The following is a 26,250-nucleotide window of genomic DNA, read 5'->3' on the forward strand; positions in this document are numbered from 1 at the left end:
CGCCGTAGGCGCTACTCGACCAGCATGCGGCTCGGCGTTGCTCGACCGGCATGCGTGCGGCTCCGGTCGCCGATGCCCCTGCCGCTTTCCGGCGCTCCGGTCCACCCCCTTCGACCGCCACTACCGCGCAGTAGGGTCAGCACATGCCGCTGCCGATCCCGACGCTCACCGAGGGTCGTGTCACCATCCGCCCGATCCGGGTCCGGGACGCCCGCCCCCTCGAGCGCGAGCTGATCGCGAATCGCGCCTGGCTGCGGCAGTGGGAGGCGTCCGACCCCCGCGGCGGCGCGGCCTTCGACGTGCGGGCCAGCATCCGCTCGCTGCAGCAGAACGCGCGCGCCGGCGGCGGCGTGCCGTTCCTGATCGACTGGGACGGCGAGCTGGCCGGCCAGCTCAACATCTCGAACATCGGCTACGGCTCGCTCTCCTCGGGCTCGATCGGCTACTGGGTCTCCGAGCGCTACGCCGGCCGCGGCATCACGCCGGTCTCGGTGGCGCTCGCCACGGACCACGCCTTCTTCGACCTCGGGCTGCACCGGATCGAGATCTGCATCCGCCCCGAGAACCGGCCCAGCCTGCGCGTGGTCGAGAAGCTCGGCTTCCGCTACGAGGGCCTGCGCCGCCGCTTCATCCACATCAACGGCGACTGGCGCGACCATTTCTGCTTCGCCCTCGTCGCGGAGGAGGTGCCGCGCGGCGTCCTGCGCCGCTACCTCGAGGGCCAGGTGCCGAGCGACGTCGGCGTGCCGACCGACGCCGACCAGCGCGCCTCCCGCCGATCGGGCCTCTCCGGGCCGCCCGACGGCGCCGGTGTCCCCCCTACGGGGAGCCGATTGATCCGCGATCCGCACGGACACACCTACCCGTAATCACGGACGGGAGCGCCCCGTGCTCCTAGCGTTGGTCGCATGAGTAGCGACTGGCTGGGCGGGGGCGTCGTCTGGGCGCTCGCCGCTGTTCTGTGGGTCGCCTACCTCATCCCCGCGTGGATGCGCCGGCGGTCGTTCTACGCGACCGAGCGCAACGCGGTGAGGCTTCAGCAGACCCTGCGGATCCTCGCCGAGACCGCCGAGGTGCCCGAGCACGTACGTGCGGAGGCGACGGCCCGCGAGGTCGCGCTGCAGCAGCGCACCCTCCGGGCGACCGAGACCAAACAACGAGCCGAAGAGAAGGCACAGGCGATGGAGCTGGCACAGGCGGAGAAGGCGGCGCGCGAAGCGCTGCGGCGAGCGGCCGCGAGCACGCGGCAGAGCACGCGGACGGCTCCCGGCGCGATGCGCTGGCGCCAGGGTGCGGCGCTGGCGGTGCTGATCGGCCTCGTCGTCGCCCTCGTCGGGCTGGTCATGCTGCCCTTCGGCGGCGCGGGCGTCGTGCCGCTGGTCGGCGTGCTGGTGCTCGCCGCCGGGCTGGGCACCCTCATCCTGCTCGCTCCGGGCCGGCAGCGCAGCGCCGCTCCCGCCTCGGTCTCGACCAGCACCGCCGAGGTGGCCCGCCGCCGCGCCGAGGTCTTCGAGGCCGAGCTCGCCGAGGAGGCCGCCGCCCCCGAGGAGGAGGCCGCCGCCGCCGAGGAGACGCGCTGGACGCCGCAGCCGCTGCCCAAGCCGCTGTACCTGTCTCGCGGAACCGTCGCGGCCAGCGCGATGGCCTCGATCGACGCCGTGGAGCGCCTCCGCGCCGCCGCCGCGGACGCCGAGATCGCGCAGCGCGCCGCCGCCGCGGCCCCCGAGGTCGCGCCGATCCGCTCGCCCCGTGCGACCGGCCCGGTCCCCGTCCCCGAGGCACCCCGCCCGTCCTCGCGCTTCGCCTCGATGGGCGTCGTCGAGGGCGTCGACGCGATCGACCTCGACCAGGCCCTGCAGCGCCGCCGCGGAGCCTGAGCGTTCCGACGCCCCCTTGGCCACGTGCTAGTGTGGACGAGTTGTTCGGGCCGGTGACGGCTCGGAAGGCACGGGTCCGTGGCGCAGTTGGTAGCGCGCTTCGTTCGCAATGAAGAGGTCAGGGGTTCGAATCCCCTCGGATCCACCACCACACGGAAGGCCCGCTCGGAAGAGCGGGCCTTCTTCGTTCTCCGGACCCGCGTGGTCTGATTCGGCCCGTTCTGTCGGTGGACCAGCCGCGGTGCGCGACTGCACCTCGCGCCAGATCGAACCCTCGGCACCATACTGGTATTTACTCTGCTATGAGCCGTTCGCTCGAACGGCTTCGAGATTCGGAGGGCGACGTCATGGAGAGAACAAGGTCGGGAACGGTCGCGCATCGTCGCCTCGCAAAGGGAGTCATCGCTGCTCTGGGGACACTGATCCTCGTCGTGGTACCGGTGGTTCCGGCGAACGCCGAGGCGACGGAGAGCGCCGCGCTCCTGGCTCCGGCGGACGACACCGCGGCCCTCATCGAGCGCGTGGCACCCGATCATGGGGGCGTCGAAGGTCTTCTCGAGCGCGACGACGGATGGACGGGATCCGATCGAGCAACGACCGTCCCGCGCGATTCCCACGACCCCCTCCTTCTCTCGACAAGCAGTGGCGGTGCTCTCAAGATCTCCCTCCCCAGCGATGTCGCCGTCGGAGCCGGGCAGGAAGCGGCCGATGGAACGGTCGTCTACTCCTCGCTATCGGGTGACGCGGATCTGGCGGTCCAGGTCTTGGAGAGTGGAGCGACGCGAGTGCAGTCCGTGATCAGAGGTGCGGGGAGTGCGCACGAGTTCAGCTACGCGGTCGGCGGTGATTTCGTCCCGGTTGAAGCCATGGACGGCACTTTCTGGGCAGTCGGCTTCTACGCTGAGGGACGTTATCAGGTGTACTCGATCGGTGCGGCATGGGCACAGGATGCGCGCGGTCAGGCCGTAGAGACGCACTACGAGATTCGCGGCAACGACTTGGTTCAAGTCGTCACACCGAGTCCGTCCACGGCTTACCCCGTCGTCGCCGACCCTACGTGGCAGTGGTACAGCGCGGCGTATGGAGCTGGATTCAGCAAGTCGGAGACTCGCGATCTCACCTCGTACGGCGCGATCACCGGCTTCTGCGCGGCGCTGCCAGGTCCGTTCGGCGTCGCTTGCGCCGTTCTGGGTGCCCAGTGGTTCCTTCAGGCGCAACTGGCTGCTGACGCGGATTCGTGCGTTTTCATCTCGGTCGTTCCGGCGCCCATCGCCCTGCGGTGGAGCTCGCCGGAGTGCCAGTGATCTCCACGTTAGGGACAACATGGTGACCGCCGCAGCAATGCTCATAGGACTCTTCGCCGGCCTGCTGGTAGGAAGAGGGCGCGCTCCGAGACGGCGGCCGGGCTTTCTCATGGCGGGCTGCGGCCTCCTTGCTGTGCTCATCGGAATACTCGCTCTCGAGGCCTTCGCCCTGGGGAACGCCCTGCTCGCGGGCGTCGCCGCGACCCTCGGCGCGACGGCCTATGCCGCCTCCGTCTGGAAGCGGCGCATCCCGGACCCGGAGATCTCCTGGGCAGGCTGGGCCTGGCGTGAGCTCATCCACCCGCGTTACGTCCGGGAGCAGTTCGAGCAGGTCGGCAGACGGTGATGCGTCTCTTCGCCCGTGCCGGTTCGCGCATTTCTGCTTCGACAGCGACTCCTGGCCTCGACTCGCAGAGGCAGCCCGGCCGAATGATCAGGAAGACGCTCCTCGTCCTGAGCGCCACGTTGCTCCTCGGCCTGACCGCATGCTCGAGTCCCACTGCTTCTGAGAGGCAGTCCGAACCGGCTCTCGAAAGGCCTGCCTTCAGCGGCCCGTGGGCCTCGGAGTTCGCCGCCTCCTACGACCGGGCGACGGACGACTTCACCAGGTCCGTCATCGAGGACGGGACCGTCTCGGAGGAGGAGCGCGCGGAGATGATCGACCGCTTCACCAGGTGCGTGGCGGATCTCGGCTACGGCATCGACGAGTACGCGCTCGACGGGTCTTTCCACTTGACGTTCGCTCCGGATACGGATGCCGATGCCGCCAACGAGGATGTGAAGGGCTGCTCCCGCAGTTCGGGCGAGACCGAGATCGGCGCCCTCTACAGCTGGACCCATCGCAACCCGGATCGGGCTGACGAGACCACGCTGATCGTGGAGTGCCTGATCCGCTTCGGGGTCGTGCCGCCCTCGTACTCGACATCCGACTACGCGAACGACGTCTCGAATGACGACTACCCCTTCGCCGAAGAGGACGCGGGCCGGGCGGCGCTGGAGGGCTGCCGCTTCGATCCGCTCGGAGGCGGCACCTGAGACGGATTCGTACGAGGCCTCCTCCTGTCGTCGTGTCGGAACGGCGGACGGGTGGACGACCGCTCAGCGGGCCGCCGCGTCCGGATCGCGCCAGTTCTCGACGGTCTGCAGGATCCAGAAGGCGGTGAAGAGGGCGAGGGCGACCGCCTCCACGATCAGCAGCCACTGCTCGCCGAGGAGCGCCGAGGCATGGCCGGTCAGCAGCAGGACGATCGCGGCGGCGTCGACCGCCGCCAGGAGGACGGCGAGCGCGGAGTAGGCGAGCGAGTAGGCGCGGAGCGAGCCCGGTCCGCGGACGCCCTGCGAGCGCACCGCGTGGGCGTGGATGCCGGCCACGGTGGCGATGAGCAGGAAGAAGAGCGCGGCGGCGGCGTAGTGGCCGAGGTCGGCGAAGGCCGCGGTGGTCGAGAACACGGCGAGGCCCGCGAGCAGCACGGCGGCACCGCCGGCGCGCAGCCAGGCGCCGCGGTCGAGCGCGCGGTCGACGGCGAGGAAGGCGAGCGAGGCGACCAGGGCCGCCGCGGCGACGACGAGGTAGGCGAGCATCCCGACGGCGATCGCGTCCTCCGTGCCGGGGGCGACGCAGCGCGCGACGCCCGCCGGGCAGCCGGTGCCCGTCAGCAGCTCGAGCTCGTCGGAGGGGATCGGTGCGGGCACCAGGGCGATGACGGGAGCGGTGAAGCCGGCGATCACGAGCAGCGTGCGGCGGAGGCTGCGCCCGGCGAGGACCACGAGGCCGACGGCGACGGCGAAGAGGGAGCCGACGAAGATCGAGCGCACGGGCGTGTAGTAGGCGGCGCTGATGGAGCGCAGGGGGCCGAGCGTGGCGAGGTGCCACGTCACTCCGACGCCGAGGAACAGCACGGCAGCGACGAGTGACACCCGGACGTAGCGGTAGGTCCGCAGCGACGAGACGGTGCCGTCGGCCCTCAGCGCGTCGGGGGAGTGCACGGGGCTACTCCGCGCGCAGGCCCGAGGAGGCGAGGGCGAAGTCGACGTCGATGCGGATCGCGACGCGGAGCGGGTTCTCGCGGGGCGTCCGGTAGCGCTGGGAGTACAGCTCGACGGCGTGCGCGACGGCATCCGGGTCCTCCTCGATCGAGGCCGGGCCGCCGAGGCTCAGCCAGCGGATGCCGTCGACCTGGCTGACGGTCGCGGTGCCGCCGCGGCGGACGTTGAGCACCTTCTGGCTCTCGCGCGAGGTGATCACGCGCACGACGCCGTCCTCGTAGGTGAAGCCGACGGCGACGACGTGCAGGCGGCCCTGCTGCCACGGGGTCGACAGGGTGGCCAGGTGCCGCTGGGTCACGAACTCGAGGCCGTCCGCGCTGAGGATGCTCATCCCGCGAGCGTAGCCGGGCGGGCTGACCCTCCCCGCGAGATGCCACTTGTGCACGCGACACGCCGTGGAAGGCGTGCACAAGTGGCATCTCGCGGGGGGCCGTCAGGCGCGGAGGAGGAGGGCCTCGCCCTGGCCGCCGCCGCCGCAGAGGGCCGCGGCGCCGAGGCCGCCGCCGCGACGGCGGAGGGCGAGCGCGAGGTGCAGGGCGAGGCGGGCGCCCGAGGCGCCGACGGGGTGGCCGAGGGCGATGGCGCCGCCGTCGAGATTGACGGACTCGGGCGGCACGCCGAGGTCGTCGGCGGACTGCAGGACGACCGAGGCGAAGGCCTCGTTGATCTCGATCAGGTCGAGGTCGGCCACGGTGCCGCCGCGACGGGCGAGGGCACGGAGGATCGCGGCGGACGGCTGGGAGTGCAGCGAGTTGTCGGGGCCGGCGACCTGGCCGTGCTCGGCGATCTCGGCGAGCCAGGGGAGGCCGCGCGCCAGGGCCCAGCCCTTGCTCGCGACGACGAGGGCGGCCGCGCCGTCGGTGATCGGGGAGGAGCTGCCCGCGGTGATCGTCCCCTCGGGGCTGAAGGCGGGGCGGAGGCCCGCGAGGATCTCGACCGTGGTCTCGGGGCGGATGCCGTCGTCCTCGGAGACCAGGAGGTCGGGGCCGCGGCGGTGCGGGACCTCGACCGGCACGATCTCCTCGGCGAGGACTCCGGAGTCGCGGGCCGCGGCCGCGCGCTGGTGCGAGAGCGCGGCGTAGGCGTCCTGGCGCTCGCGGCGGATCCCGCGCTCAGCGTTGCCGTCGTCGGTGACGCGGCCCATCATCCGGTCGTCGAAGGGGTCGAGGAGGCCGTCGTGCAGCAGCGCGTCCTCGAGGGGCCGCGCGCCGACGCCGAGGCCGGCGCGGGCGCCGAGCAGGAGGTGCGGGGTGTTCGTCATCGACTCCTGGCCGCCGGCGACGACGACCGACGCCTCGCCGGTGCGGATCAGGCGGGCGGCGTCGATCACGGCGGTGAGGCCGGAGAGACAGAGCTTGTTGATCGTGGTGGCGGGGACGTCCCAGCCGAGGCCGGCGCGGATCGCGGTCTGCCGGGCGGGGCCCTGGCCGGCGCCGGCCTGGATGACCTGGCCGAGGATCACGGCGTCGATGTCGGAGGGGTGCGCGCCGGAGCGCTCGAGGGCCGCGCGGACGGCGGCGGCGCCGAGCTCCACCGCCGAGAGCGGGGCGAAGGCGCCCTGGAAGCGGGCGAAGGGGGTCCGGGCGCCGCCGAGGATGACGGGGGTGGTGTCGTCGGTGGTCATGGCGGGACTCCTTCGTCGGCGGGGATCTCGATACGCCCGTTGCGCGGGCTACTCGATCAGCATGGGGTGCGCAGGTCGCTCGATCAGCATGAGGTGCGCGGGTCGCTCGATCAGCATGAGGTGCGCGGGTCGCTCGCCGCGGGTCAGGGGACGAGGAGGATCTTGCCGCGGGGGTGGCCGTCCTCGCTGAGGCGGTGGGCGTCGGCGGCGGCGTCGAGGCCGAAGCGCGGGCCGAGCTCGAGGGAGAAGCGGCCGTCGGCGGCGAGCTGGGCGGCGCGGGGGATGCCCTCTCGGCGCAGCGCCTTCTCCTCGTCGGTCAGCGGGACGGGGCTGCCGCCCATCCAGGCGCGGACGCCCAGCTCCGCCGCCCGCGCGCCGACGACGACGGTGCCGACGTGCTGCGGGTCGCTGACCAGCGCGAGGGAGGCGGCGAGCGCCTCGTCGGTGCCCGCGGCGTCGAGCACGCGGTCCACTCCGCCGGGCGCCGCCGCGCGCAGCCGCTCCTCGAGGCCGGGTCCGTAGGCGACGGGCTCGGCGCCGAGCTCGCGCAGCCGCTCGTGGTTGGCCGGACTCGCCGTCGCGATCACCCGCGCGCCGCGCTCCACCGCGAACTGCACCGCGGCCTGGCCGACCGCTCCCGCCCCCGCGTGCACGAGGAAGACCGAGCCCTCCGCGACGCCGAGCGAGACGACCGCCTGGTACGCCGTGCTGATCGGGACGCCGAGCGCGGCGGCCTCCTCGAAGCCGAGGCTCGCCGGCTTGCGGTCGAGGCTCTCGGGCGAGACGACGACGGACTCGCCGTAGGTGCCGACCGCGCTGCTCACGATCACCTCGTCGCCGACGCTCCAGCCGGAGACGCCCGCGCCGACGGCGGTGACGACACCGGCGCCGTCCGAGCCGAGGCGGCGGGGGAAGGGCGGACCGGGGCGGATGCCGGAGCGCATCTTCCACTCGATCGGGTTCACGCCGGCCGCGCGGATCGCGACGACGACGCCGCCCTCGGGGGCCTCGGGCTCCGGCGCCTCGACGACCTCGAGCACCTCGGGGCCGCCGTTCTCGGTGTACTGCACGAATCGCGTCATGTCGTTCTCCTTCATCGAGCCTTGTGGAGCAGCGGGGGCAGCGGGCCGGCTCAGCCCAGCAGCGTCTCGCGCACCTCGCGGCGCAGCACCTTGCCGATCAGCGAGGTCGGCAGCGCGTCGACCGTCACCACCCGCTTCGGCACCTTGTAGGCCGTCAGGTGCAGTCGGCAGAAGTCGCGCAGCGCCTCCGCCTCGACGACCGTCCCGGCGCGCAGCACGACCGCGGCGGCCACGCTCTCGCCGCCCTCCGCTCGAGGCAGGCCGACGACCGCGGCGCGCACCACGTCCGGGTGCGACTCGAGCACGCCCTCCACCTCGGACGGCGAGACGTTGAAGCCGCCCGTGATGATCAGCTCCTTCGCCCGGTCGACGATCGTGACGAAGCCGTCCGCGGAGACCGTGGCGATGTCGCCGGTGCGGAGCCAGCCGTCGGGCAGGAGCGTCGCCGCCGTGTCCTCGGGGCGCTTCCAGTAGCCCTGGAACACCTGCGGGCCCTGCAGCAGCAGCTCGCCCGACTCGCCGGGGCCGCGGTCGACGGAGGGGTCGTCGGGGTCGACCAGACGGATCCGCGTGCTCGGGAACGGGACCCCGACGGTGCCGGGACGGCGGCTCGGGCCCACCGGATTGCCCAGCGCGACGGGTGAGCTCTCGGTCATCCCGTAGCCCTCGACCAGGAGTCCGCGGCTCGCGCGCTCCCAGCGGTCGACGGTCGCGACGGGCAGGCTCATCGCTCCCGAGATCGCGAAGCGGATGCCGCGCAGGTCGAGCTCGTGCCGCTCGGAGGCTCGGGCCAGCGCGTCGTAGACCGGCGGCACGGCGGGCAGGAAGGTGGGCGGCGACTTCTTCGCGGCGGCCTTCACCAGGCCCACGTCGAAGGTCGGGAAGAGCACGACCTTCGCGCCGATGCTGATCGCGAAGGTGAGGCAGAGCGTCAGCCCGTAGGCGTGGAACAGGGGGAGGACCGCGTAGAAGGTCTCGTCGCCCTCGCGGAGCCCGGGTACCCAGGCCTGGCCCTGCAGCGCGTTGGCGCGGAGGTTGGCGTGCGAGAGGATCGCGCCCTTCGGCGTGCCCGTGGTGCCGCTCGTGTACTGGAGCAGGGCCGTGTCGGTGAGCGCCGGTCGCGGGTGCGAGCGGGCGATCCTGCGGCCGCCGAGGAGGCGGTCGAAGGGGATCAGCGAGCGGGTGCGCGGAGCCGTGGTCAGCTTGGCGCGCGCCTCGCGGATCTTCGGCAGTGGCAGCCGCAGGGCGAGGCGCTTGCCGAGCGGGAACGACGCGGTGAGGTCGACCGAGACGACCCGCTCGACGCCCAGGTCGGCGGGCAGGGCGGCGATGACGTCGGCCGTCTTGTTCCAGACCACCGCGACGCGGGCGCCGTGGTCCTCGAACTGCCGGCGGAGCTCGCGGGGTGTGTAGAGCGGATTGTGCTCGACGACGATCGCGCCCAGGCGCAGCACCGCGTAGAACGCGATCACGTGCTCGGGGCAGTTCGGCAGCACGAGGGCGACGCGGTCGCCGGCCTGCACGCCGAGGCGGCGCAGGCCCTCGGCGGCTCGAGCGACCTTCTCGCCCAGCTCGGCGTAGCTCGTCTCGGCGCCGAAGAACTCGAGCGCGATACCGCGCTTGTAGCGGGCCACCGAGTCCTCGAGCAGATCGACGAGGGTCTGCGTGGGCGGGTCGATCTCGGCCGGGACGCCCTCCGCGTAGGAGGTCAGCCAGGGCTTCATCGCCAGGTTCGGGGTTCCGGGGGTCACGCTGCGAGTATCCGGCACCTGCCTCCGGGGATGCTCTGAGCGCTCTCAGGGGGTGCCGCTCGACGAGTGCGACGACGAGACTGGCGGGATGACTGCAGCCATCGACCTCCTCCGCGACGCCTTCGACCGAGTGCACGGGACGGTGCACGCCGTCCTCGAGGACAGCACCCCCGAGCGGCTCGGGTTCCGCGCCGACGCGCAGGCCAACTCCGCCGCCTGGCTCGTCTGGCACCTGACCCGGGTGCAGGACGACCACCTCGCCCCGCTCGCCGACCGTGAGCAGATCTGGATCTCCGGCGGCTTCCACGAGCGCTCCGGGCTGCCGTTCCCGGCCGAGACCAACGGCTACGGGATGGAGTCGGCCGAGGTGGCGGCGCTCGCCGCGGTTCCGGCCGAGCTGCTCGCCGAGTACTACGACGCGGTGCACGAGCAGACGCTCGCCTACCTCGACACGCTCGAGGACGCCGATCTCGCCCGGGTGGTCGACGAGGACTGGGACCCGCCGGTGACGCTCGCGGTCCGGCTCGTCTCGGTGATCGACGACGACACCCAGCACGCGGGGCAGGCCGCGTTCTCAGCCGGCCTCGCGGAGCGCACCGGGCTCTGAGCCGGCCGGGCCGCCCCTACGGTGGGACGGTGCGGTGGGTGAGGGAGATCAGGGCGGACTCGATCCCGGCGAGCGCGTTCCTCGTCGCCGCGACGCTGCTGACCCTGATCGGCTCCTGGATCCCCTCCTACTGGAACGACGAGGCCGCCACCCTGCGCCTCGCCCGGCTGCCGCTGCCCGAGCTGCTCGCCTTCGCGCAGCAGAAGGACGCCGTGCACGTCGTGTACGCGCTGCTGATGCACGGCTGGATCGCGATCGCGGGGGAGTCGGAGCTCGCGGTGCGGGCGCCGTCCGCCCTCGCGGCGGGGGCGGGTGCCGCGGGCGTGCTGGTGCTCCTGCGCGCGCTGGGACGGCCGCGGGCCGCGCTGCCCGCCGCGATCGTGTTCGTTCTGCTGCCCAGGACGTCGTTCAACGGGACGGAGGCGCGCTCCTCCGCTCTCGCCACCGCCCTGGTCGTGTGGGCGGCGGTGCTCGTGGTCCGCGCCGCGCGGGACGGCGGGGCACTGCGCTGGGTCGCGTTCGTCGCGGTCGCGGGGCTCGCGAACGCCGTCTTCCTCTACTGCGTCCTCGTGCTGCCCGCCCTCGTCCTGCTCGCCGCGAGTGCCGCCCCGCGGCGCTCCCGGGGCTCCGGTGCCGGCTTGCTCGGCGCGGTGCTGTCGATCGGCGTCGCGAGCCCGGTGATCCTGACGGCGGCGGGCCAGAGCGGGCAGATCGGCTGGCTCCGCTCGCAGCCGGTCAACGCCTACACGGTGGTCGTCGAGTCGTTCTTCGGCGCGGCGTGGTGGCTGGCGGCGCTCGCCGTGGGGCTGCTGGTCGTCGCGGCGGTGCGCGCGCGGGCGATCCGGCCTCGAGCGACCGGAGCGCGGGCGGACTCGCCGCTCGTCCTCGTGCTGGCCGTCTGGCTGCTCCTGCCGGCCGCGGTGCTGCTCCTGGGCACCGCGCTGATCGAGCCGATGTTCACCCCGCGCTACCTCAGTCTCAGCTCGCCAGCACTGGCGACGGCGCTCGGGCTGGCGCTCGCCTCGTGGCGCCCGGTGACGGCGGGGGTCCTCGTCGGTGCCCTCGCCGTCGCGGCGCTGCCGGCCCTCGTCCTGATGCGCACGGAGACCGGGAAGCCGGCCGGTCAGGATCTCCGCGCCCTCGCGCAGACGGTTCGCGACGGCGCTCTCCCGGGAGACGCGTTCCTGCTCGGCGACAGCGGGACCGTGTCGCTGCGGCCGCGGATCGCCCTCGCGGCCTACCCGGAGGCGTTCGCCGGACTCGACGACGTCGCCCTCGAGCGCTCGTACGCCGAGACGGGCACCTACTCCGACGTCCTGCTCGAGGACGACGCGCTGCGCACGGCCCTCGCCGGCGAGCAGCGGGTCTGGACCGCCGCCCCCGCCGCCGACCCGGGCGCCTTCGACTGGCTCGCGGCGGAGGGCTTCGAGGCCGGCCGGAGCTCGACCGTGCCGACCGCGACGATCACGCTGTGGGAGCGGCGCTGACACGTCCGCGCCGCACCGAGCCGTTACCCTGGTCCCCGGCACCGTCGCTGAGCGGCGGGGCTCGCGGTGCGAAGACCGCGCCACCGGAAGGACCTGCTCACGTGACGCTGCCCACCACCCCCGCCACCTCCGGCGAGACCGGCCTCAAGCGGAAGGGGCGCGACGTCGCCCCCGAGATCGCCCGCTCCTGGCTCCTCGTCAACGCGACCCGCACCGACACCTTCGACGCCGCGCACGCCTCGCGCGCCGACCAGGTCGTCCTCGACATCGAGGACGCGGTCGACCCGAAGGCCAAGCCCGAGGCCCGTGCCGACGTCGCCGCCTGGCTCAGCGGCGAGAAGCGCGCGTGGGTGCGCATCAACGACCACTCCACCCCGTTCTGGTCGGACGACGTCGACGCGCTGAAGGGCCTGCCCGGCCTGGCCGGCGTCATGCTCGCCAAGACCGAGGCCGGCGAGCACGTCACCGAGACCTTCGACCGCCTCGGCGGCGCGACCCCGGTGCTCGCCCTGGTCGAGTCGGCCCTCGGCATCGAGGAGGCGGTCTCGATCGCCCGCGCCCGCGGCACCTTCCGCCTCGCCTTCGGCAGCGGCGACTACCGCCGCGACACCGGCACCAGCGCCGACGACCTGGCGATGGCCTACCCGCGCTCGCGCCTCGTCGTCGCCTCGCGCATCGGCGACCTGCCCGGCCCGATCGACGGCCCGACCGTGTCGAACAGCCACCCCGTGCTGCGCGAGCAGTCCGCGCTGACCGTGTCGCTGGGTCTCACCGGCAAGCTCTGCCTCGACACCGAGCAGCTCGCGGTCATCAACGAGGTCATCAGCCCGACCCCGTCCGACGTGGCGTGGGCGCGCGACTTCCTCGACGACTTCGAGGCCCGCGGCCGGGTCATCCGCGACGGCAGCGACCTGCCGCGCCTGGGCCGGGCGAAGAAGATCGACAAGCTCGCGACCGCGTTCGGCGTCAACCCGCTCTGACCGCTCCGGCCCGCGGCACGGCACACTGGGGATCGACGAGGAGGCCGGCATGGGTGCAGTCAGCACGTTCCTGTGGTTCGACGACCAGGCGAAGGAGGCGGCGGAGTTCTACACCGAGCTCGTGCCGAACTCGCGGATCCTGAGCACCGAGGTGCTGCCCGAGGGCTCGCCCGCGCCGGGCACCGTCACCGTCGTGACCTTCGAGCTCGACGGGCAGCTCTTCCGGGCGATGAACGCCGGCCCGCGCTTCCCGTTCACGGAGGCGGTCTCGATCGAGGTCTCGGTCGAGGACCAGGCCGAGGTCGACCGGCTCTGGGACGCGCTGATCGCCGACGGCGGCGAGGAGAGCCGCTGCGGCTGGCTCCGCGACCGCTGGGGGCTGTCCTGGCAGATCGTGCCGACCGCGCTCGCGACCGTGCTCGGCGGTGCGGACGCGGAGGGAGCTGCCCGGGCGCTCCAGGCGATGCTCACGATGACGAAGCTCGACATCGCCGCGCTCGAGGCCGCCTATGCCGGCGAGTGAGCGGGGGCGCCTGCGGCGCTCCTCCGCCTCGCTGCGCGCGGCCTACCTGCGCGACTACCGCTACGCCTACGGGTCGCGCTTCACCCATCTGCGCGAGGGCTGGGACGTCTCGAGCTACGCCTCGGGCGACGGCGCACCTGTCCTGCTGATCCCCGGGATCTACGAGACCTGGCAGTTCCTGCGGCCGATCGCCGACCGGCTGCACGCGGCCGGGCACCCGATCCACGTGCTGCCGGCGCTCGGCTACAACACCCGGCCGATCGTCGCCTCCGCCGCGCTCGGCCAGGAGTACCTGCGCGAGCACGACCTGCGCGGGGTCGTCGTCGTCGCGCACAGCAAGGGCGGCCTGATCGGCAAGCACATGATGGTCGTCGACGACCGCGACGAGGGCAGGATCGACCGGATGATCGCCGTCTCGACGCCGTTCAACGGCTCCCCGCTCGCCCGCATCGCGCCGGCCCGCGCGCTGCGCGAGTTCGGCCCGCACCGCCCCGTGATCCGGACGCTGCTCGCCGAGCGCGACGCCGACCGGCGCATCGTCTCGATCTACGGGATGCGCGACCAGTACATCCCGGGCGGCAGCCGGCTCGCCGGGGCGCGCGAGAACATCGCTGTCTCGGTGGTGGGGCACTTCGTGCTGCTGTCGCACCCGCGGGTGCTGGCGCTCATCGCCGCGCGGGTGGATCCGGAGGACGCTCCGGAGACGGAGGACGGCACTCCGGAGACGACCGTCGTCGCTCCGGAGTGACGGGCGGCCGGGTCAGGACCAGGGCGTGAGCAGAACGAGCGGGATCTGCCGGTCGGTCTTGGTCTGGTACTCCGCGTAGTCGGGCCAGGCCGCGACCGCGCGCTCCCACCAGGCGGCGCGCTCGTCGCCCTCGAGGACGCTCGCGGTGTAGTCCTTCTTCACCGGACCGTCCTGCAGCTCGACGTGCGGCTCCTTGACCATGTTCAGGTACCAGACCGGGTGCTCGGGCGCGCCGCCCTTCGAGGCGACGACGACGTAGGAGCCGTCGTGCTCGACGCGCATCAGTGCGGTCTTGCGCAGCTTGCCGCTGCGGGCGCCGACCGTGGTCAGGACGATGATCGGCTTGCCGCGGAGGAGGTTGCCCTCCGCGCCGCCGGTGGCCTCGTAGAGCTCCGCCTGCTCGCGGGCCCAGGCGGACGTGCTCGGTTCGTATTCTCCGGTGAGGGGCATGCCTCGATCGTATTGCGCGCAGAACATCAGCTGGGGAGGTCCTTCCTCGGCGATGAGCGATGAGCCCGGCTCTCGGCTGATGTTCTGCAGGGCCGCCGCGTCGTGCGCGCTCGAGGCGTGCACGAGGATGGAGCGGTGCAGCCAGCAGACCAGCTCGACCGAGCCCGCATCGCGCTCCTCGGCGACGACCTCTCCCGTGCCCGCTACCGCGTCGACGCCGTCCGCGAGCTCTGGGGCGAGGCCGCGGGCGAGGCGCTGCACCGCGGCGACCGCGTCCCCGCCCGGCGCGCCCTCGAGCGGGGCGGCGACGGCGGGCCCCTGGCCGCGCTCGCCCGGCTCTTCCTCCTCGCGGATCCCGTCTCGACCGAGCAGGCTGAGGCGGCGTTCCCGTCGCTCGGTCTCGACGGCGCCCTCGAGCTGGGGCTCGTGCGCTCCGAGGCGGGCGCGGTCGTCACCGCCGCGCTCGACCTGCGGCCCTACGACCTCGTCGACCTGCACGGCGCCGCCTCCTGGTGGATCGCCTCCGACCTCGGTGAGCTCGCACTCGGTCGGCCGCTCGACAATGACCACGTGCTCGGCGTCGGCGGCGCGAGCCTCACCCTGGCCGGGCTGATGATCCAGCGGCGGGTCGGCAGCGTGCTCGATCTCGGCACCGGCTGCGGGATCCAGGCGCTGCACGCCTCCCGGCACGCCGACCGCGTCGTCGCGACCGACATCTCGCACCGCGCGCTGGCGATCGCCGCCTTCAACGCGGCGCTCAACGGGATCGACTCGATCGAGTTCCGGCACGGCAGCCTCTACGAGCCGGTCGCGGGGGAGCGGTTCGACCAGATCGTCACCAATCCGCCGTTCGTGATCACCCCGCGCAGCGCGGGCGTCCCCTCCTACGAGTACCGCGACGGCGGCCTCGAGGGCGACGAGATCGTCCGCCGGGTGATCGTCGGCGCCGCCGAGCACCTGGTGCCGGGCGGCGTCGCGCAGCTGCTCGGCAACTGGGAGTACCGGGCCGACGCCGACGCGTTCGACCGGGTCCGCGCCTGGCTGGCCGACGGCCGCAGCCCGCTCGAGCAGGCGCTCGAACCCGGGCACGCGGGGCTCGCCGCGTGGATGGACGGCACCGCCTCGCCTCTCGACGTCTGGATCGTCGAGCGCGAGCAGCAGGACCCGGCGATCTACGCCGAGACCTGGATCCGCGACGGCGGGACCACCCGCGGCGCGGAGTCGGACGCGCTCGTCGACGCCTGGCTCGAGGACTTCGAGCGGCGCGGCGTGACCGGCGTCGGCTTCGGCTACGTGACGCTGCGGCTCCCCGCGACGCCCCGGCCGCCGATCCGGCGCCTCGAGCGGCTGGACGGCGCGGTCGCGACGGCCGGGCTGGGCGGGCACCTGGCGCACTGCCTCGAGGCGCTCGACGCACTGTCGGTGCTCGACGACGCCGACCTCGCGCGGCAGGCGCTCGTCGTCGCCGGCGACGTGACGGAGGAGCGGCACTACTGGCCGGGCAACGACGACCCGACCGTGCTCCGGCTGCGCCAGGGCGGCGGCTTCGCCCGGGTGGAGGAGGCGGACACGGCTCTCGCCGCGGTCGTCGGGGCCTGCGACGGCGAGCTGTCGATCGCGGCGATCACGGCCGCGGTGGCCTCGCTCCTGCACGTCGAGGAGGCCGCCGTACTGGACTCCGTGCTGCCGCGCGTGCGCGAGCTCGTCGCGACCGGGATGCTGCGGCTGCCCTGAGCGCGGGGTGCGCCCCCTCGGGTCAGAACAGGGTCGCGGGGGCGTCCTCGGTGTCGACGGCGGGGGTCACGGCGGGGGCGGCTCCCGGCCAGCCCGGACCGGCGTCGACGGCCGTGCGGCGCTGGTAGGCCGTCGCGGCGGCGCGGGCGCGCACGTCGGCGGCCTCGTTCATCCGGTGATTGGCGTGCCCCTTGACCCACTCGAAGGTGACGGCGCGGCCCTGCAGCTCCTCGTCGAGCGCCTTGATGATCTCGACGTTCATCACCGGCTTGCCGTCGGCCTTGCGCCAGCCCTTCCGCTTCCAGCCCGGCAGCCACTCGGTGCAGGCCTTGATGGCGTACTGGCTGTCGCAGAGGATGTGCACGGGCTCGCTCTCCTGCGCCGTGGCGCGGAGCAGCTCGAGCACCGCGGTGAGCTCGCCGATGTTGTTGGTGCCGTGCGACCAGCCGCCGGCCGCCCAGCGCTCGTCGTCGACGTACCAGGCCCAGCCTGCGGGGCCGGGGTTGCCCAGCGCTGATCCGTCTGCGGCGGCGATGATGCTCACGTGCGGTCCTCCTCGGAATCGGTGCGCCCTCGCGAGCGCCCTTCGAGGGTAGTCGCCCGCACAGACGCCGGTCGTCGGGCGCAACCGGGTACCCGGTGTCGGGGGCCGCTGGCAGGGTGGAGGGATGATCAGCATCCCCACCCTCACCCTCAACGACGGCACGAGCATCCCGCAGCTCGGGTTCGGCGTCTTCCAGGTCGACCCCGCCGAGACGGAGCGCATCGTCTCCGAGGCGCTCGAGGCCGGCTACCGGCACATCGACACCGCCGCGATCTACGGCAACGAGGAGGGCGTCGGGCGGGCACTCGCCTCCTCCGGGATCGCGCGCGACGAGCTGTACGTGACCACGAAGCTGTGGAACGACGACCAGGGCCGCGACACCGCGGCCGGGGCGCTCGACGCCAGCCTCGAGAAGCTCGGTCTCGACGCCGTCGACCTCTACCTCATCCACTGGCCGAAGCCGAAGCAGGACCGCTACGTCGAGAGCTGGGAGGCGATGCAGGAGCTGCAGGCCGCCGGCCGCACCCGCTCGATCGGCGTCTCGAACTTCCTCGTGCCGCACCTGGAGCGCCTGCTCGGCGCCACCGAGGTCGTCCCCGCCGTCAACCAGATCGAGCTGCACCCGTACCACCAGCAGCCGACGGTCACCGCGTTCGGCGCGCAGCACGGCATCGCGACGGAGGCGTGGGGCCCGCTCGGGCAGAACAAGTACCCGCTGCTCGAGCTGCCGGTGATCACCGGCGCGGCGGAGGCGCACGGAGTGACGCCCGCGCAGGTCGTGCTCCGCTGGCACCTCGACCGCGGCCACATCGTCTTCCCGAAGTCGTCGACCAAGGCCCGCATCGTGGAGAACATCGACGTCTTCGGCTTCGAGCTCACCTCCGACGAGCGCGACGCGATCACCGCGCTGGAGCGGGCCGGCCGCGTCGGCGGCGACCCGAACGAGGTCTGACGCGCGGTCTCCTGGGAAAGATCGCCTCGTACGCAGGGGGCAGCCATGCTGATGGAGTAGCCCGCGCAGCGGGCGTATCGAGATCCACCGTTCTGCAGACGCGGGTCTCGATACGCCGCTGTCGCGGCTACTCGACCAGCATGTTCTGCGCCCGCCGTGACGCCCGGCGGAGCAGGAGCGGCATCCCGCTAGGAGGCGCGGCGGGCCATCGTCACGCGGGTCGCGTAGGGCATCGCGACGCGGTCGCCGGGGAGCGCGTCGACGACCTCGGCGACGGCGGCGAGCACCGCGGCGCGCTCCTCCTCGGGCATCGCGATCACGTAGCTGCGGGAGGCGAACATGTCGAGCAGCGCCGGCCGGTCGAGCTCGTACTTCCAGTCGAACTCGGCGTAGGCGACGCGCTCGAGCGCGGAGCCGAGCGGCGGCTGCACGGTCTCGAAGCGTTCGGCAGCGGAGGAGCCGGCGACCTCGCCAAGGCGCCGCACCCACGGCACGGATTCGTCGCGGATGTTCCAGACCAGCGCGAGCAAGCCGCCCGGGACCAGCACCCGCGCGACCTCCGCGCTCGCGCGCTCGGGATCGACCCAGTGCCAGGACTGCGCCGCGGTGACCAGCTCGACGGAGGCGTCGGGCAGCGGGATCTCCTCGGCCGTTCCCGCGAGTGCCCGCACGGTCGGCAGCTGCGCCACCAGTCGCTCGAGCATCGCCGCGTCCGGCTCCACGGCCGCCACATCGAGACCGCGGGCCACCAGCGATGAGGTGAACTTGCCCGTGCCGGCCCCGAGGTCCGCGACTCGCACCCGATCGGAGGCGTCCGCCCCGGCTGCCCGCGCGCGCTCGGGCACGAAGGCACCGGCCACCCGGGCGGGAGCGTGCCCGACGAGCCAGTCCACCGCGTCGTCCGGGTAGCCCGGCCGGCCGCGATCGTAGGCGTCGACAGCGGAGCCGAAGGAGCGGCCGAGCTCGGCGGGAGAGGCGGAGGGTGTCGCGTCGGAGGGCGTCATGCTCCCGACGCTACGCCCCGGCGACTCGCCCCGGAGCTACGCGTGCGGAGCCGTCGCCCCCAGGGTCCGCGCGAGGACGTCGACCGCGTAGCCGTAGCCCGCGATGCCGGCGCCGACGATCACGGCGACCGCGATGTCCGACAGGTAGGAGTGCCGGCGGAACTCCTCGCGCCGGTGCACGTTGCTCACGTGCACCTCCACCAGCGGCAGCTCGGTCGCGAGCACGGCGTCGCGGATCGCGATCGAGGTGTGGGTGTAGGCGCCGACGTTGAGCAGCAGACCGGCGGCCGTGCCGCGCGCCTCGTGCAGGCGGTCGATGATCGCGCCCTCCGAGTTGCTCTGGAAGAACTCGATGTCGAGGCCGAGCCGCTCCGCCGCGCGGGTGGCGAGCGCCTCCGCGTCGGCGAGCGTGTCGGAGCCGTAGACCGCGGGCTCGCGGGTGCCGAGGAGGTTCAGGTTCGGGCCGTTCACGACGAGGATCTTCACGCTCCGACCCTAGCGACCCGGGAGTGCGGACCGGTCAGGCGAGCGTCGCCGCGATGCCGACCGGCAGCGCCGGCAGCTCGGCGCGCAGCCGGATCAGCTCGCGCGCGTGCTCGTCCAGCCGGCGGTCCTCGTCGCTCCGCGGCTGCAGCGCCGGCACCGCCTCGGCCGCTCCGTCGTCGCCGCGCACGACGAAGACGCTCATGCACTGCGTGGTCAGCTCGAGCTCGCCGGTCCGCGGGTCGCCGGAGCGCACGTGGATCGCGAGGTGCATCGAGCGCGGTCCGGTGTGGATCAGCCGCGCCTCCACCTCGACGAGGTGCCCGATCCGCACCGGCCGGTAGAAGTGGATGCCGCCGGAGTAGACGGCGACCGCGTCGCGCCCGCTCCAGCCCTGCGCGACGGCGTTCGCGGCCTCGTCGATCCAGCGCATCACGATGCCGCCGTGCGCGTTGCCGCCCCAGTTGACGTCGCCGGGCGCGGCGAGGAAGCGGAAGACGATCCGCGGGCCGGTCCCCGCCTCCGTGTACTCCTGCGCGCGCATCACCTCGTGCAGCGCGCGCCGGCCGTCGATGCGGGCCGCGGCGCCCTCGGCCAGGGCGAGGTCCTCGATCGTGCGCGGGGTCCACTCCGGCACCGGGCGCGGCCGCTTCTGCTCGTCGACCGCGACGAAGATGAGGAGGCAGTGCGTCGCGTCCTCGTAGCGCCCGGTGCGCGGGTCGGCCTGGGCGACGCGCACCAGCACGTGCATGCTCGTGCGCCCGGTGTGGATGACCTGCGCGGTCGCCTCGATCAGGTTGCCGACGGCGATCGGCCGGGTGAAGTGCACGTTGCCGACGTAGGCCGTGACGCAGTAGCCGCCGCTCCAGCCGACGGCGCAGGCGTAGCCGGCCTTGTCGATCCACTCGAGCACGCGGCCGGCCTGGGCGCTGCGGCCGTCGGCGGTGGCGTCCTGCGGAGCGGCGAGGAAGCGGAGGGTGATGCGGTCGTCCATGGTGCCCGTCTGGTCGTGCGGTCGGTGGGGGTCCCTGCTTGCTGGTCGAGTAGCCGCGGCAGCGGCGTATCGAGACCCACGTGCCCGGAGACGGTGGATCTCGATACGCCCGTGCGGGGCTACTCGATCAGCATGAGGGCGGCGGCGCGGGCGCTGCCGCGCGGAGGAGGGAGTGGACCCGCGGAGGGGGATGCGAAGAAGGGGATGATCCCCTCCGCGGGCCACAGGGGCGCCGGCGCGGGGCCGGCGGGATCGGGGGTCAGGCCGCGTGCGCGGCCGGCAGCTCCTCGGCGAGCAGCCGGAGCCGCAGCGCCCGCAGCTCGGCGGTCAGCTCGGGCGGCAGCCGGTCGCCGAAGCGGGCGAAGAACGCCTCCGTCAGCGCGCACTCGTCGAGCCACGCCTCCACCGGGACCGAGAACAGCTCCTCCTTCACCGCGGCGGAGAGGTTCAGCCCGTGCGTGTCGATCGACAGCGGCAGGTCGCCGATCGCGCTGGGCCGCGCCTGCGCCGACCCCTCCAGCCGCCGGACCAGCCACTGCAGCACCCGGGCGTTGTCGCCGAAGCCGGGCCAGAGGAAGGAGCCGTCGGCGCCCTTGCGGAACCAGTTCACCTGGAAGATCGCTGGCGCCTTCTCGCCGAGATCCGCGCCGACCGCGAGCCAGTGCGCGAAGTAGTCGGCCATGTTGTAGCCGCAGAAGGGCAGCATCGCGAACGGGTCGCGGCGCAGCTCGCCGACCGTCCCCTCCGCCGCGGCCGTCTTCTCGGAGGCGATGGTCGCGCCGAGGAAGACGCCGTGCTGCCACGAGGTCGCCTGGGTGACCAGCGGCACGTTGCTCGCCCGGCGCCCGCCGAAGACGATCGCGTCCAGCGGCACGCCCTCGAAGGCGTCCCACTCCCGCGAGAGCGTCGGGCACTGCTCAGCCGGCGCGGTGAAGCGCGCGTTCGGGTGCGCGGCCGGGGTCCCGGAGGCGGGCGTCCACGGCTCGCCGCGCCAGTCGGTCAGCCGCTCGGGCACCTCGTCGGTGAGTCCCTCCCACCAGACGTCACCGTCCTCGCGGAGCGCGACGTTGGTGAAGATCGTGTTGCCCCAGAGGGTGTGCACGGCGTTCGGGTTGCTGCTCTGCCCGGTGCCGGGGGCGACGCCGAAGAAGCCGGTCTCGGGGTTCATCGCCCAGAGGCGGCCGTCCTCGCCCTTCTTCATCCAGGTGATGTCGTCGCCGAGCGTCTCGACGCGCCAGCCGGGGATGGTCGGCTGCAGCATCGCGAGATTCGTCTTGCCGCAGGCGCTCGGGAAGGCGGCGGCCACGTGGTAGCTGCGGCCCTCGGGCGAGACGATCCGGATCAGGAGCATGTGCTCGGCGAGCCAGCCCTCCTCCCGCCCCATCGTCGACGCGATCCGCAGGGCGAAGCACTTCTTCGCCAGCAGGGCGTTGCCGCCGTAGCCGGAGCCGAACGACCAGATCTCGCGCGTCTCGGGGAACTGGGTGATGTACTTCGTCGGGTTGCACGGCCAGGCGACGTCCTCCCGGGTCGCGCCGTCGGCGTCGCGGAGCGGGAAGCCGACCGAGTGCACGCCGCGGACGAAGGCGGTCTCCTCGGTGAAGGCGGCGAGCGGCTCGGCGCCGACGCGGGCCATGATCCGCATGTTGAGCACCGCGTAGGCGGAGTCGGTCAGCTGCACGCCGAGCTGCGAGAGCGGACCGCCGACCGGGCCCATCGAGAACGGGACGACGTACAGCGTGCGCCCGCGCATCGAGCCGGCGAAGTGCGGCGCGAGCTCGGCCTTCATCGCGGAGGCCTCCCGCCAGTTGTTGGTCGGGCCGGCGTCGGCCTCGTCGGTGGTGCAGATGAAGGTGCGGTCCTCGACGCGGGCGACGTCGTCGGGGTCGGTGCGGGCGAGGAACGAGCCGGGCCGCCACTCCGGGTTGAGCGCGATCAGCTTCCCCTCGTCCACCATCCGGGCGGTGAGGCGGTACCACTCGGCGGGGGAGCCGTCGCACCACTCGATCGCGTCGGGCTGGAGGATCGCGGCCGTCTCGCGCACCCAGCGGCGCAGCGCGAGGGGAGCGGGCGGGACGACCGGTGCGTCGACCGGGGTCGGGGCGGTCATCGTGGTCGTCTCGAGAAGGAGGGTGTTGCTGTAGATGCTCATGCTGGCTCCGCTTTCAGTGCAGTCGTCGTCGACGGGGTGGGGAGTCGGTCCTCGCGGCGGTCGTGTCCGGACTCTCGAGGGGCGCTCTCTGGCGCCTGAAGCCAGGATGGAGGAGGATCGAGGGGTATTTGCGAGGCCAGATCCGTCAAGAAGTGCGGTTTTTGCGCCTCCGTCACAACCGATCGCTGGAGCTCGCCGTGACCGACACCACCGTCCCCGCCGCCGTCCCTGCTTCCGGGACCGATGCCGCCCTGCTCGGGCAGCGCATCCGCCACTTCCGGACGCGCCGCGGGCTGACCCTGGGGCAGCTCGCCGAGCGCGTGGGCGTCTCGGGCAGCCAGCTCTCGCTGATCGAGACGGGCCGCCGCGAGCCGCGGCTCTCGCTGATGCAGGCCCTCGCCACGGCGCTGGGCGTCGAGCTCGCCGCGCTGCTCTCGGACGAGCCGCCGAGTGAGCGCGCCGCCCTCGAGATCGAGCTGGCGCGGGTGCAGAAGGGGTCGCTCTACCGCTCGCTCGGGCTGCCGGAGTTCAAGGTCAACAAGAGCCTGACCACTCCCGTGCTCGAGGCGTTCCTCGGCGTCTACCGCGAGCTGGCGCGCCGCAAGAGCGAGGCCAGCGCGACACCGGAGGAGGCGCGGCGCGCCAACACGGCCCAGCGGCTCCAGCTGCGCGAGCGCCACGCCTATCTCCCCGAGATCGAGGCGGTCGCCGGCGAGATGCTCCGCACGGTCGGGCACCGCGGGGGAGCGCTGACCCACAGCTCGGTCTCGAAGATGGCGCGGCACCTCGGCTTCGAGATCATCCACGTCGGCGACCTGCCGCACTCGGCCCGCTCGGTGATCGACCTCGCGAACGGGCGGATCTACCTCCCGCCCGCCTCGATCCCCGGCGGGCACGGGCTGCGGGCGCTCGCCCTGCAGGCGATGGCGCACCGGCTGCTCGGCCACGAGCGCCCGGTCACCTACGCCGACTTCCTCCGGCAGCGGCTCGAGATCAACTACTTCGCGGCCGCCTGCCTGATGCCGCTGGAGCCGGCGGTCGCGTTCCTCGAGGAGGCCAAGCGCGAGCGCGACATCACCGTGGAGGACTTCCGCGACGGCTTCGGCGTCACGCACGAGGCGGCGGCGCTGCGCTTCACCAATCTGCTGACCTCGCACCTCGACATCCGGATGCACTTCCTCCGCGTGCTCGGCGACGGCTCGATCCAGAAGGCCTACGAGAACGACGGCCTGCCGCTGCCGACCGACGTCACCGGCGCGGTGGAGGGGCAGATCGTCTGCCGATACTGGTCGGCGCGCTCGGCCTTCAGTCGCACCAACCGCACGACGGAGTACTACCAGTACGTGGACACTCCGGCCGGCACCTTCTGGTCGGCCTCGCAGACCGGCACCACCGCAACGGAGGAGTTCTCGATCACCGTCGGCGTCCCCTTCGCCGAGGCGCGCTTCTTCCGCGGCCGCGACACCGACCGCCGCGAGCAGTCCCGCTGCCCCGACGAGTCCTGCTGCCGCCGCGCCCCCGCCGAGCTCGCCCAGCGCTGGGACGGCAACGCCTGGCCGAGCGCCCGCCTGCACGCCCACGTCCTCGCCCCGCTGCCCTCCGGCACCTTCCCCGGCATCGACGACGCCGAGGTCTACGCCTTCCTCGACACCCACGCCCGCGAGTCCTGACCCTCCTCCCCAGCCCTGCCCCCTCTCCGCGAGATGCCACTTATGAGGTGATTCCTCGGCGTGTCGTGCTCACAAGTGGCATCTCGCGGGAGGGGGCTGTGGAGAACGCGCACGGGGTAGCGCGGGGTGCGGCACCCTCCTCGCATGCAGGAGTACACAGAGACCCGGATCGTGAACGCGTCGACGAGCGAGCTCGCGCGGCATCGGCTCGTGGCGGAGTATCCGGTCGGCGTCTTCCGGGGTGCTCGTGCCGCGGTCGAGCCGGTGACGTACAGCGAGAGGATCGCGGCGTTCGCGGCGGTGATGCGGCCGGGCGAGTTCTTCTCGCACGCCACCGCCGCTCACCTCCTCCGACTGCCCGACCGGCGGGCCACGGAGACCACGCCGCTGCACGTCTCAGTCGCGCCCCCGATGCGCGCCGCTCGACGGGTCGGCGTGACGTCGCATCATCTCTGGGACGAGGCGGTCACCGTCGTCGACGCGGGTCACCCGGTGACCGATCCCGCCTCCACCTTCTGCCACCTCGCCGACTCGCGGTCGCTCGACGAGCTCGTCGTCCTCGGCGACGCGCTCGTGCGGCCCGATGAGGAGCTCGGTCGCCACGGCCTCCGCGTCGATCTGGAGATCCTCGCGGTGCGGGCGGCGCAGTACCGAGGTCGGGGCGGCCGGCGCGCTAGGGAGGCGGTCGGACTCGTGCGCGTCGGCTCCGAGTCGCCGAAGGAGACACTGCTCCGGCTGCTGCTGATCCGTGCGGGGCTGCCCGAGCCGGAGCTGAACGTCGAGCTGTACGACGCGGACGGTGTCTTCGTCGCGCGGGTGGACCTGCTCTACCGGGATCAGTGGGTCGTCGTCGAGTACGACGGTGATCAGCATCGGACCGATCAGAAGCAGTACGAGCGGGACATCGCGCGCAGCGAGGCGATCCAGGCGCTCGGCTACCGCCACCTCCGCGTGCGCCTCTCCGGCCTCGTCGGCCACCCCGAGGCCACGGCCGCCCGAGTCCGCCGCGCCCTCGGCCTCTGACCCACGCCGCGAGATGCCACTTATGACGAGTTTCTGCGGCGTGTCGTGCTCATAAGTGGCATCTCGCGGGAGGGGAAGGGGAGGGCGGGGTCAGCCGGAGATCAGGGCGCGGGCCGTGCCCTCGTCGAGGATGAGGTCGGTGAGGAGGCCGGCGGCGAGGGCGCCGCGCAGGCCCGGGAGCTTCGAGGCGCCCGAGACGACGCAGATCCGGCGGGAGGCGCGGCGCACGGTGGAGAGGTCCGGGCCGCTTGCACGTTCGTTCATGGGGATGTCGTCCCAGGTCCCGTCGGCACGGTAGAACACGGTGGCGACGTCGCCGACGACGCCGGACGCGCTGAGCGAGGTGAAGTCGCTCGGCTCCAGGTAGCCGCCGATGTAGACCTTCGAGGGCACCGCCGCGAACGGCGAGCCGAGGCCGAAGAGCGCGACGTCCATCCGCTGCTGCAGCTCGAGCACCCGCTTGGTCGACCGCTCGCGCCAGACCGCCTTCTTGGTCATCGGGTCGTCGAAGAACGCCGGCACCGGGAACTGCTGCACCTTCGCGGCGTACGCGTCGCCGAAGCGGCGCAGGATCTCGCTCGAGTAGTTGATGCCGGTGGTCTCGGTGTTGCCCGCGCCGTTGAGCTGCACGATCTGCGTGTTGTGCGTCTCCTTGGCGATGAGGTGCCGGCTCATCGCGCTCATCGTCGAGCCCCAGGCGATGCCGACGATCATGTTCGAGTCGATGAACGGACCGAGGATCCGTGCGGCCGACAGGGCGACGCGCTCGAGCCGGTCGATCTCGCTGGTGTGGTCGGGCACCGGGACGATGTGCGCGGTGATGTCGAAGTGCGCGCGCACCTCGGCAGACAGCGCGCTCGCCCGGTCGAGCGGCGAGCGGATCTGGATGTCGACCAGCCCCGTCGCCCGGGCGTGCGAGAGCAGCCGCGACACCGAGGAGCGCGAGGTGTGCAGCTCGTGCGCGATGGCGTCCATCGTCAGGTCCTGCATGTAGTACAGCTGCGCGGCCCGGAGCGCATCGCGCGTCTTGTCGGGGTGGGTCGCGTGCGTCGTCTCGTCCAGTTCGACGACCGGTCGGACAGGGGTCATAGCCACTCCTTGCACGTATTTCCACCCGTCTTGACCGGATGTGTTGTCGGGTCAAGGATGGCTGTATTCCCTCGCGATATCAACCGTCCATCTGGGGCGGTCACACTCGCACGAGGCACTCGACGC

Annotated in this window: 26 protein-coding genes and 1 tRNA gene; 15 read left to right on the forward strand and 12 right to left on the reverse strand. The window is 72.9% G+C overall.

All coding sequences use genetic code 11. The features are described from left to right. Positions 1-143 precede the first annotated feature (143 nt). From GTU73_RS06470 to GTU73_RS06495, 6 genes are all read left to right on the forward strand, one after another. The gene (locus GTU73_RS06470) at positions 144-869 is read left to right on the forward strand and encodes a GNAT family protein (protein WP_123445236.1); all 726 of its coding nucleotides are present in this window, start codon (positions 144-146) and stop codon (positions 867-869) included. A 39-nt stretch (positions 870-908) separates the two neighbouring features. Continuing rightward, on the forward strand, positions 909-1,877 hold the full coding sequence (locus tag GTU73_RS06475) for a hypothetical protein (protein WP_160087955.1): 969 nt from the start codon (positions 909-911) through the stop codon (positions 1,875-1,877). A gap of 72 nt (positions 1,878-1,949) precedes the next feature. After that, positions 1,950-2,025: transfer RNA gene (locus tag GTU73_RS06480), tRNA-Ala, on the forward strand. Positions 2,026-2,179: 154 nt separating this feature from the next. Then, positions 2,180-3,181: a hypothetical protein gene (locus GTU73_RS06485; protein WP_160087957.1), complete on the forward strand. Its 1,002-nt coding sequence runs from the start codon at positions 2,180-2,182 to the stop codon at positions 3,179-3,181. A gap of 19 nt (positions 3,182-3,200) precedes the next feature. After that, entirely contained in the window at positions 3,201-3,527 is a 327-nt protein-coding gene (locus GTU73_RS06490; RefSeq protein ID WP_160087959.1) for a hypothetical protein, read from the forward strand. An 83-nt stretch (positions 3,528-3,610) separates the two neighbouring features. Further along, entirely contained in the window at positions 3,611-4,216 is a 606-nt protein-coding gene (locus GTU73_RS06495) for a hypothetical protein (protein WP_160087961.1), read from the forward strand. A 63-nt stretch (positions 4,217-4,279) separates the two neighbouring features. On the opposite strand, the gene GTU73_RS06500 is transcribed toward GTU73_RS06495, so the two are convergent. From GTU73_RS06500 to GTU73_RS06520, 5 genes are all read right to left on the reverse strand, one after another. After that, positions 4,280-5,167, reverse strand: a complete 888-nt coding sequence (locus GTU73_RS06500; protein WP_160087963.1) for a hypothetical protein — start codon at positions 5,165-5,167, stop codon at positions 4,280-4,282. A 4-nt stretch (positions 5,168-5,171) separates the two neighbouring features. Further along, positions 5,172-5,558: a pyridoxamine 5'-phosphate oxidase family protein gene (locus tag GTU73_RS06505; protein WP_132435910.1), complete on the reverse strand. Its 387-nt coding sequence runs from the start codon at positions 5,556-5,558 to the stop codon at positions 5,172-5,174. Between the two features lie 102 nt (positions 5,559-5,660). Beyond that, positions 5,661-6,851 (reverse strand): acetyl-CoA C-acyltransferase, encoded by a 1,191-nt coding sequence (locus GTU73_RS06510; RefSeq protein WP_160087965.1) that lies wholly within the window; start codon positions 6,849-6,851, stop codon positions 5,661-5,663. Between the two features lie 143 nt (positions 6,852-6,994). After that, the gene (locus GTU73_RS06515) at positions 6,995-7,933 is read right to left on the reverse strand and encodes an NADP-dependent oxidoreductase (protein ID WP_160087967.1); all 939 of its coding nucleotides are present in this window, start codon (positions 7,931-7,933) and stop codon (positions 6,995-6,997) included. 50 nt (positions 7,934-7,983) lie between these two features. Next, entirely contained in the window at positions 7,984-9,657 is a 1,674-nt protein-coding gene (locus tag GTU73_RS06520) for a long-chain-fatty-acid--CoA ligase (RefSeq protein WP_160091247.1), read from the reverse strand. Between the two features lie 115 nt (positions 9,658-9,772). Here GTU73_RS06520 and GTU73_RS06525 point away from each other — a divergent pair, with 115 nt between their 5' ends. The 5 genes from GTU73_RS06525 to GTU73_RS06545 all read left to right on the forward strand — a co-directional run bounded on the left by GTU73_RS06525 (position 9,773) and on the right by GTU73_RS06545 (position 14,029). After that, on the forward strand, positions 9,773-10,291 hold the full coding sequence (locus GTU73_RS06525) for a DUF664 domain-containing protein (RefSeq protein WP_160087969.1): 519 nt from the start codon (positions 9,773-9,775) through the stop codon (positions 10,289-10,291). 38 nt (positions 10,292-10,329) lie between these two features. Continuing rightward, positions 10,330-11,778: a glycosyltransferase family 39 protein gene (locus GTU73_RS06530; protein ID WP_160087971.1), complete on the forward strand. Its 1,449-nt coding sequence runs from the start codon at positions 10,330-10,332 to the stop codon at positions 11,776-11,778. A gap of 101 nt (positions 11,779-11,879) precedes the next feature. Beyond that, complete coding sequence (locus GTU73_RS06535; RefSeq protein ID WP_208543743.1) at positions 11,880-12,758, forward strand: CoA ester lyase; 879 nt, start codon at positions 11,880-11,882, stop codon at positions 12,756-12,758. A 49-nt stretch (positions 12,759-12,807) separates the two neighbouring features. Then, the gene (locus tag GTU73_RS06540) at positions 12,808-13,281 is read left to right on the forward strand and encodes a VOC family protein (RefSeq protein ID WP_160087973.1); all 474 of its coding nucleotides are present in this window, start codon (positions 12,808-12,810) and stop codon (positions 13,279-13,281) included. Further along, complete coding sequence (locus GTU73_RS06545) at positions 13,268-14,029, forward strand: alpha/beta hydrolase (protein WP_160087975.1); 762 nt, start codon at positions 13,268-13,270, stop codon at positions 14,027-14,029. The genes GTU73_RS06540 and GTU73_RS06545 overlap by 14 nt, the downstream gene beginning before the upstream one ends. Before the next feature lie 12 nt (positions 14,030-14,041). On the opposite strand, the gene GTU73_RS06550 is transcribed toward GTU73_RS06545, so the two are convergent. After that, the gene (locus tag GTU73_RS06550; protein WP_123445252.1) at positions 14,042-14,479 is read right to left on the reverse strand and encodes a nitroreductase family deazaflavin-dependent oxidoreductase; all 438 of its coding nucleotides are present in this window, start codon (positions 14,477-14,479) and stop codon (positions 14,042-14,044) included. Between the two features lie 135 nt (positions 14,480-14,614). Here GTU73_RS06550 and GTU73_RS06555 point away from each other — a divergent pair, with 135 nt between their 5' ends. Then, positions 14,615-16,213: a methyltransferase gene (locus GTU73_RS06555; RefSeq protein WP_160087977.1), complete on the forward strand. Its 1,599-nt coding sequence runs from the start codon at positions 14,615-14,617 to the stop codon at positions 16,211-16,213. A gap of 22 nt (positions 16,214-16,235) precedes the next feature. Here GTU73_RS06555 and GTU73_RS06560 read toward each other — a convergent pair whose 3' ends face one another. Next, positions 16,236-16,757: a ribonuclease H gene (locus tag GTU73_RS06560; RefSeq protein ID WP_123445254.1), complete on the reverse strand. Its 522-nt coding sequence runs from the start codon at positions 16,755-16,757 to the stop codon at positions 16,236-16,238. A gap of 124 nt (positions 16,758-16,881) precedes the next feature. Between GTU73_RS06560 and GTU73_RS06565 the strand changes: the two genes are divergently transcribed. After that, positions 16,882-17,709: an aldo/keto reductase gene (locus GTU73_RS06565; protein ID WP_160087979.1), complete on the forward strand. Its 828-nt coding sequence runs from the start codon at positions 16,882-16,884 to the stop codon at positions 17,707-17,709. A gap of 188 nt (positions 17,710-17,897) precedes the next feature. On the opposite strand, the gene GTU73_RS06570 is transcribed toward GTU73_RS06565, so the two are convergent. The 4 genes from GTU73_RS06570 to GTU73_RS06585 all read right to left on the reverse strand — a co-directional run bounded on the left by GTU73_RS06570 (position 17,898) and on the right by GTU73_RS06585 (position 22,300). Next, positions 17,898-18,713 (reverse strand): class I SAM-dependent methyltransferase, encoded by an 816-nt coding sequence (locus tag GTU73_RS06570; protein ID WP_160087981.1) that lies wholly within the window; start codon positions 18,711-18,713, stop codon positions 17,898-17,900. 36 nt (positions 18,714-18,749) lie between these two features. Next, positions 18,750-19,199 (reverse strand): type II 3-dehydroquinate dehydratase, encoded by a 450-nt coding sequence (gene aroQ / locus GTU73_RS06575; RefSeq protein WP_160087983.1) that lies wholly within the window; start codon positions 19,197-19,199, stop codon positions 18,750-18,752. 34 nt (positions 19,200-19,233) lie between these two features. Next, entirely contained in the window at positions 19,234-20,190 is a 957-nt protein-coding gene (locus GTU73_RS06580; RefSeq protein WP_160087985.1) for a hotdog domain-containing protein, read from the reverse strand. A gap of 259 nt (positions 20,191-20,449) precedes the next feature. Further along, positions 20,450-22,300, reverse strand: a complete 1,851-nt coding sequence (locus GTU73_RS06585) for a phosphoenolpyruvate carboxykinase (GTP) (protein WP_160091249.1) — start codon at positions 22,298-22,300, stop codon at positions 20,450-20,452. Positions 22,301-22,539: 239 nt separating this feature from the next. Between GTU73_RS06585 and GTU73_RS06590 the strand changes: the two genes are divergently transcribed. Together GTU73_RS06590 and GTU73_RS06595 are read left to right on the forward strand one after the other, a co-directional pair. Next, the gene (locus tag GTU73_RS06590; RefSeq protein WP_160087987.1) at positions 22,540-24,012 is read left to right on the forward strand and encodes an XRE family transcriptional regulator; all 1,473 of its coding nucleotides are present in this window, start codon (positions 22,540-22,542) and stop codon (positions 24,010-24,012) included. A 144-nt stretch (positions 24,013-24,156) separates the two neighbouring features. Next, the gene (locus tag GTU73_RS06595; RefSeq protein WP_160087989.1) at positions 24,157-25,035 is read left to right on the forward strand and encodes a DUF559 domain-containing protein; all 879 of its coding nucleotides are present in this window, start codon (positions 24,157-24,159) and stop codon (positions 25,033-25,035) included. 90 nt (positions 25,036-25,125) lie between these two features. On the opposite strand, the gene GTU73_RS06600 is transcribed toward GTU73_RS06595, so the two are convergent. Beyond that, positions 25,126-26,124 (reverse strand): sugar-binding domain-containing protein, encoded by a 999-nt coding sequence (locus tag GTU73_RS06600; protein ID WP_123445261.1) that lies wholly within the window; start codon positions 26,122-26,124, stop codon positions 25,126-25,128. Positions 26,125-26,250: the final 126 nt, after the last annotated feature.

The organism is Rathayibacter sp. VKM Ac-2804, from assembly GCF_009866655.1.
In the GTDB taxonomy this organism is placed as follows: Bacteria; Actinomycetota; Actinomycetes; order Actinomycetales; family Microbacteriaceae; genus Rathayibacter.

Coding starts and splice junctions, on each gene's coding strand:
- GTU73_RS06475 (WP_160087955.1), top strand. CDS start 909: ATGAGTAGCGACTGGCTGGGCGGGGGCGTCGTCTGGGCGCTCGCCGCT.
- GTU73_RS06470 (WP_123445236.1), top strand. CDS start 144: ATGCCGCTGCCGATCCCGACGCTCACCGAGGGTCGTGTCACCATCCGC.
- GTU73_RS06510 (WP_160087965.1), bottom strand. CDS start 6,851: ATGACCACCGACGACACCACCCCCGTCATCCTCGGCGGCGCCCGGACC.
- GTU73_RS06515 (WP_160087967.1), bottom strand. CDS start 7,933: ATGACGCGATTCGTGCAGTACACCGAGAACGGCGGCCCCGAGGTGCTC.
- GTU73_RS06595 (WP_160087989.1), top strand. CDS start 24,157: ATGCAGGAGTACACAGAGACCCGGATCGTGAACGCGTCGACGAGCGAG.
- GTU73_RS06520 (WP_160091247.1), bottom strand. CDS start 9,657: ATGAAGCCCTGGCTGACCTCCTACGCGGAGGGCGTCCCGGCCGAGATC.
- GTU73_RS06600 (WP_123445261.1), bottom strand. CDS start 26,124: ATGACCCCTGTCCGACCGGTCGTCGAACTGGACGAGACGACGCACGCG.
- GTU73_RS06545 (WP_160087975.1), top strand. CDS start 13,268: ATGCCGGCGAGTGAGCGGGGGCGCCTGCGGCGCTCCTCCGCCTCGCTG.
- GTU73_RS06505 (WP_132435910.1), bottom strand. CDS start 5,558: ATGAGCATCCTCAGCGCGGACGGCCTCGAGTTCGTGACCCAGCGGCAC.
- GTU73_RS06485 (WP_160087957.1), top strand. CDS start 2,180: ATGAGCCGTTCGCTCGAACGGCTTCGAGATTCGGAGGGCGACGTCATG.
- GTU73_RS06565 (WP_160087979.1), top strand. CDS start 16,882: ATGATCAGCATCCCCACCCTCACCCTCAACGACGGCACGAGCATCCCG.
- GTU73_RS06525 (WP_160087969.1), top strand. CDS start 9,773: ATGACTGCAGCCATCGACCTCCTCCGCGACGCCTTCGACCGAGTGCAC.
- GTU73_RS06550 (WP_123445252.1), bottom strand. CDS start 14,479: ATGCCCCTCACCGGAGAATACGAACCGAGCACGTCCGCCTGGGCCCGC.
- GTU73_RS06490 (WP_160087959.1), top strand. CDS start 3,201: ATGGTGACCGCCGCAGCAATGCTCATAGGACTCTTCGCCGGCCTGCTG.
- GTU73_RS06585 (WP_160091249.1), bottom strand. CDS start 22,300: ATGACCGCCCCGACCCCGGTCGACGCACCGGTCGTCCCGCCCGCTCCC.
- GTU73_RS06495 (WP_160087961.1), top strand. CDS start 3,611: ATGATCAGGAAGACGCTCCTCGTCCTGAGCGCCACGTTGCTCCTCGGC.
- GTU73_RS06580 (WP_160087985.1), bottom strand. CDS start 20,190: ATGGACGACCGCATCACCCTCCGCTTCCTCGCCGCTCCGCAGGACGCC.
- GTU73_RS06570 (WP_160087981.1), bottom strand. CDS start 18,713: ATGACGCCCTCCGACGCGACACCCTCCGCCTCTCCCGCCGAGCTCGGC.
- GTU73_RS06540 (WP_160087973.1), top strand. CDS start 12,808: ATGGGTGCAGTCAGCACGTTCCTGTGGTTCGACGACCAGGCGAAGGAG.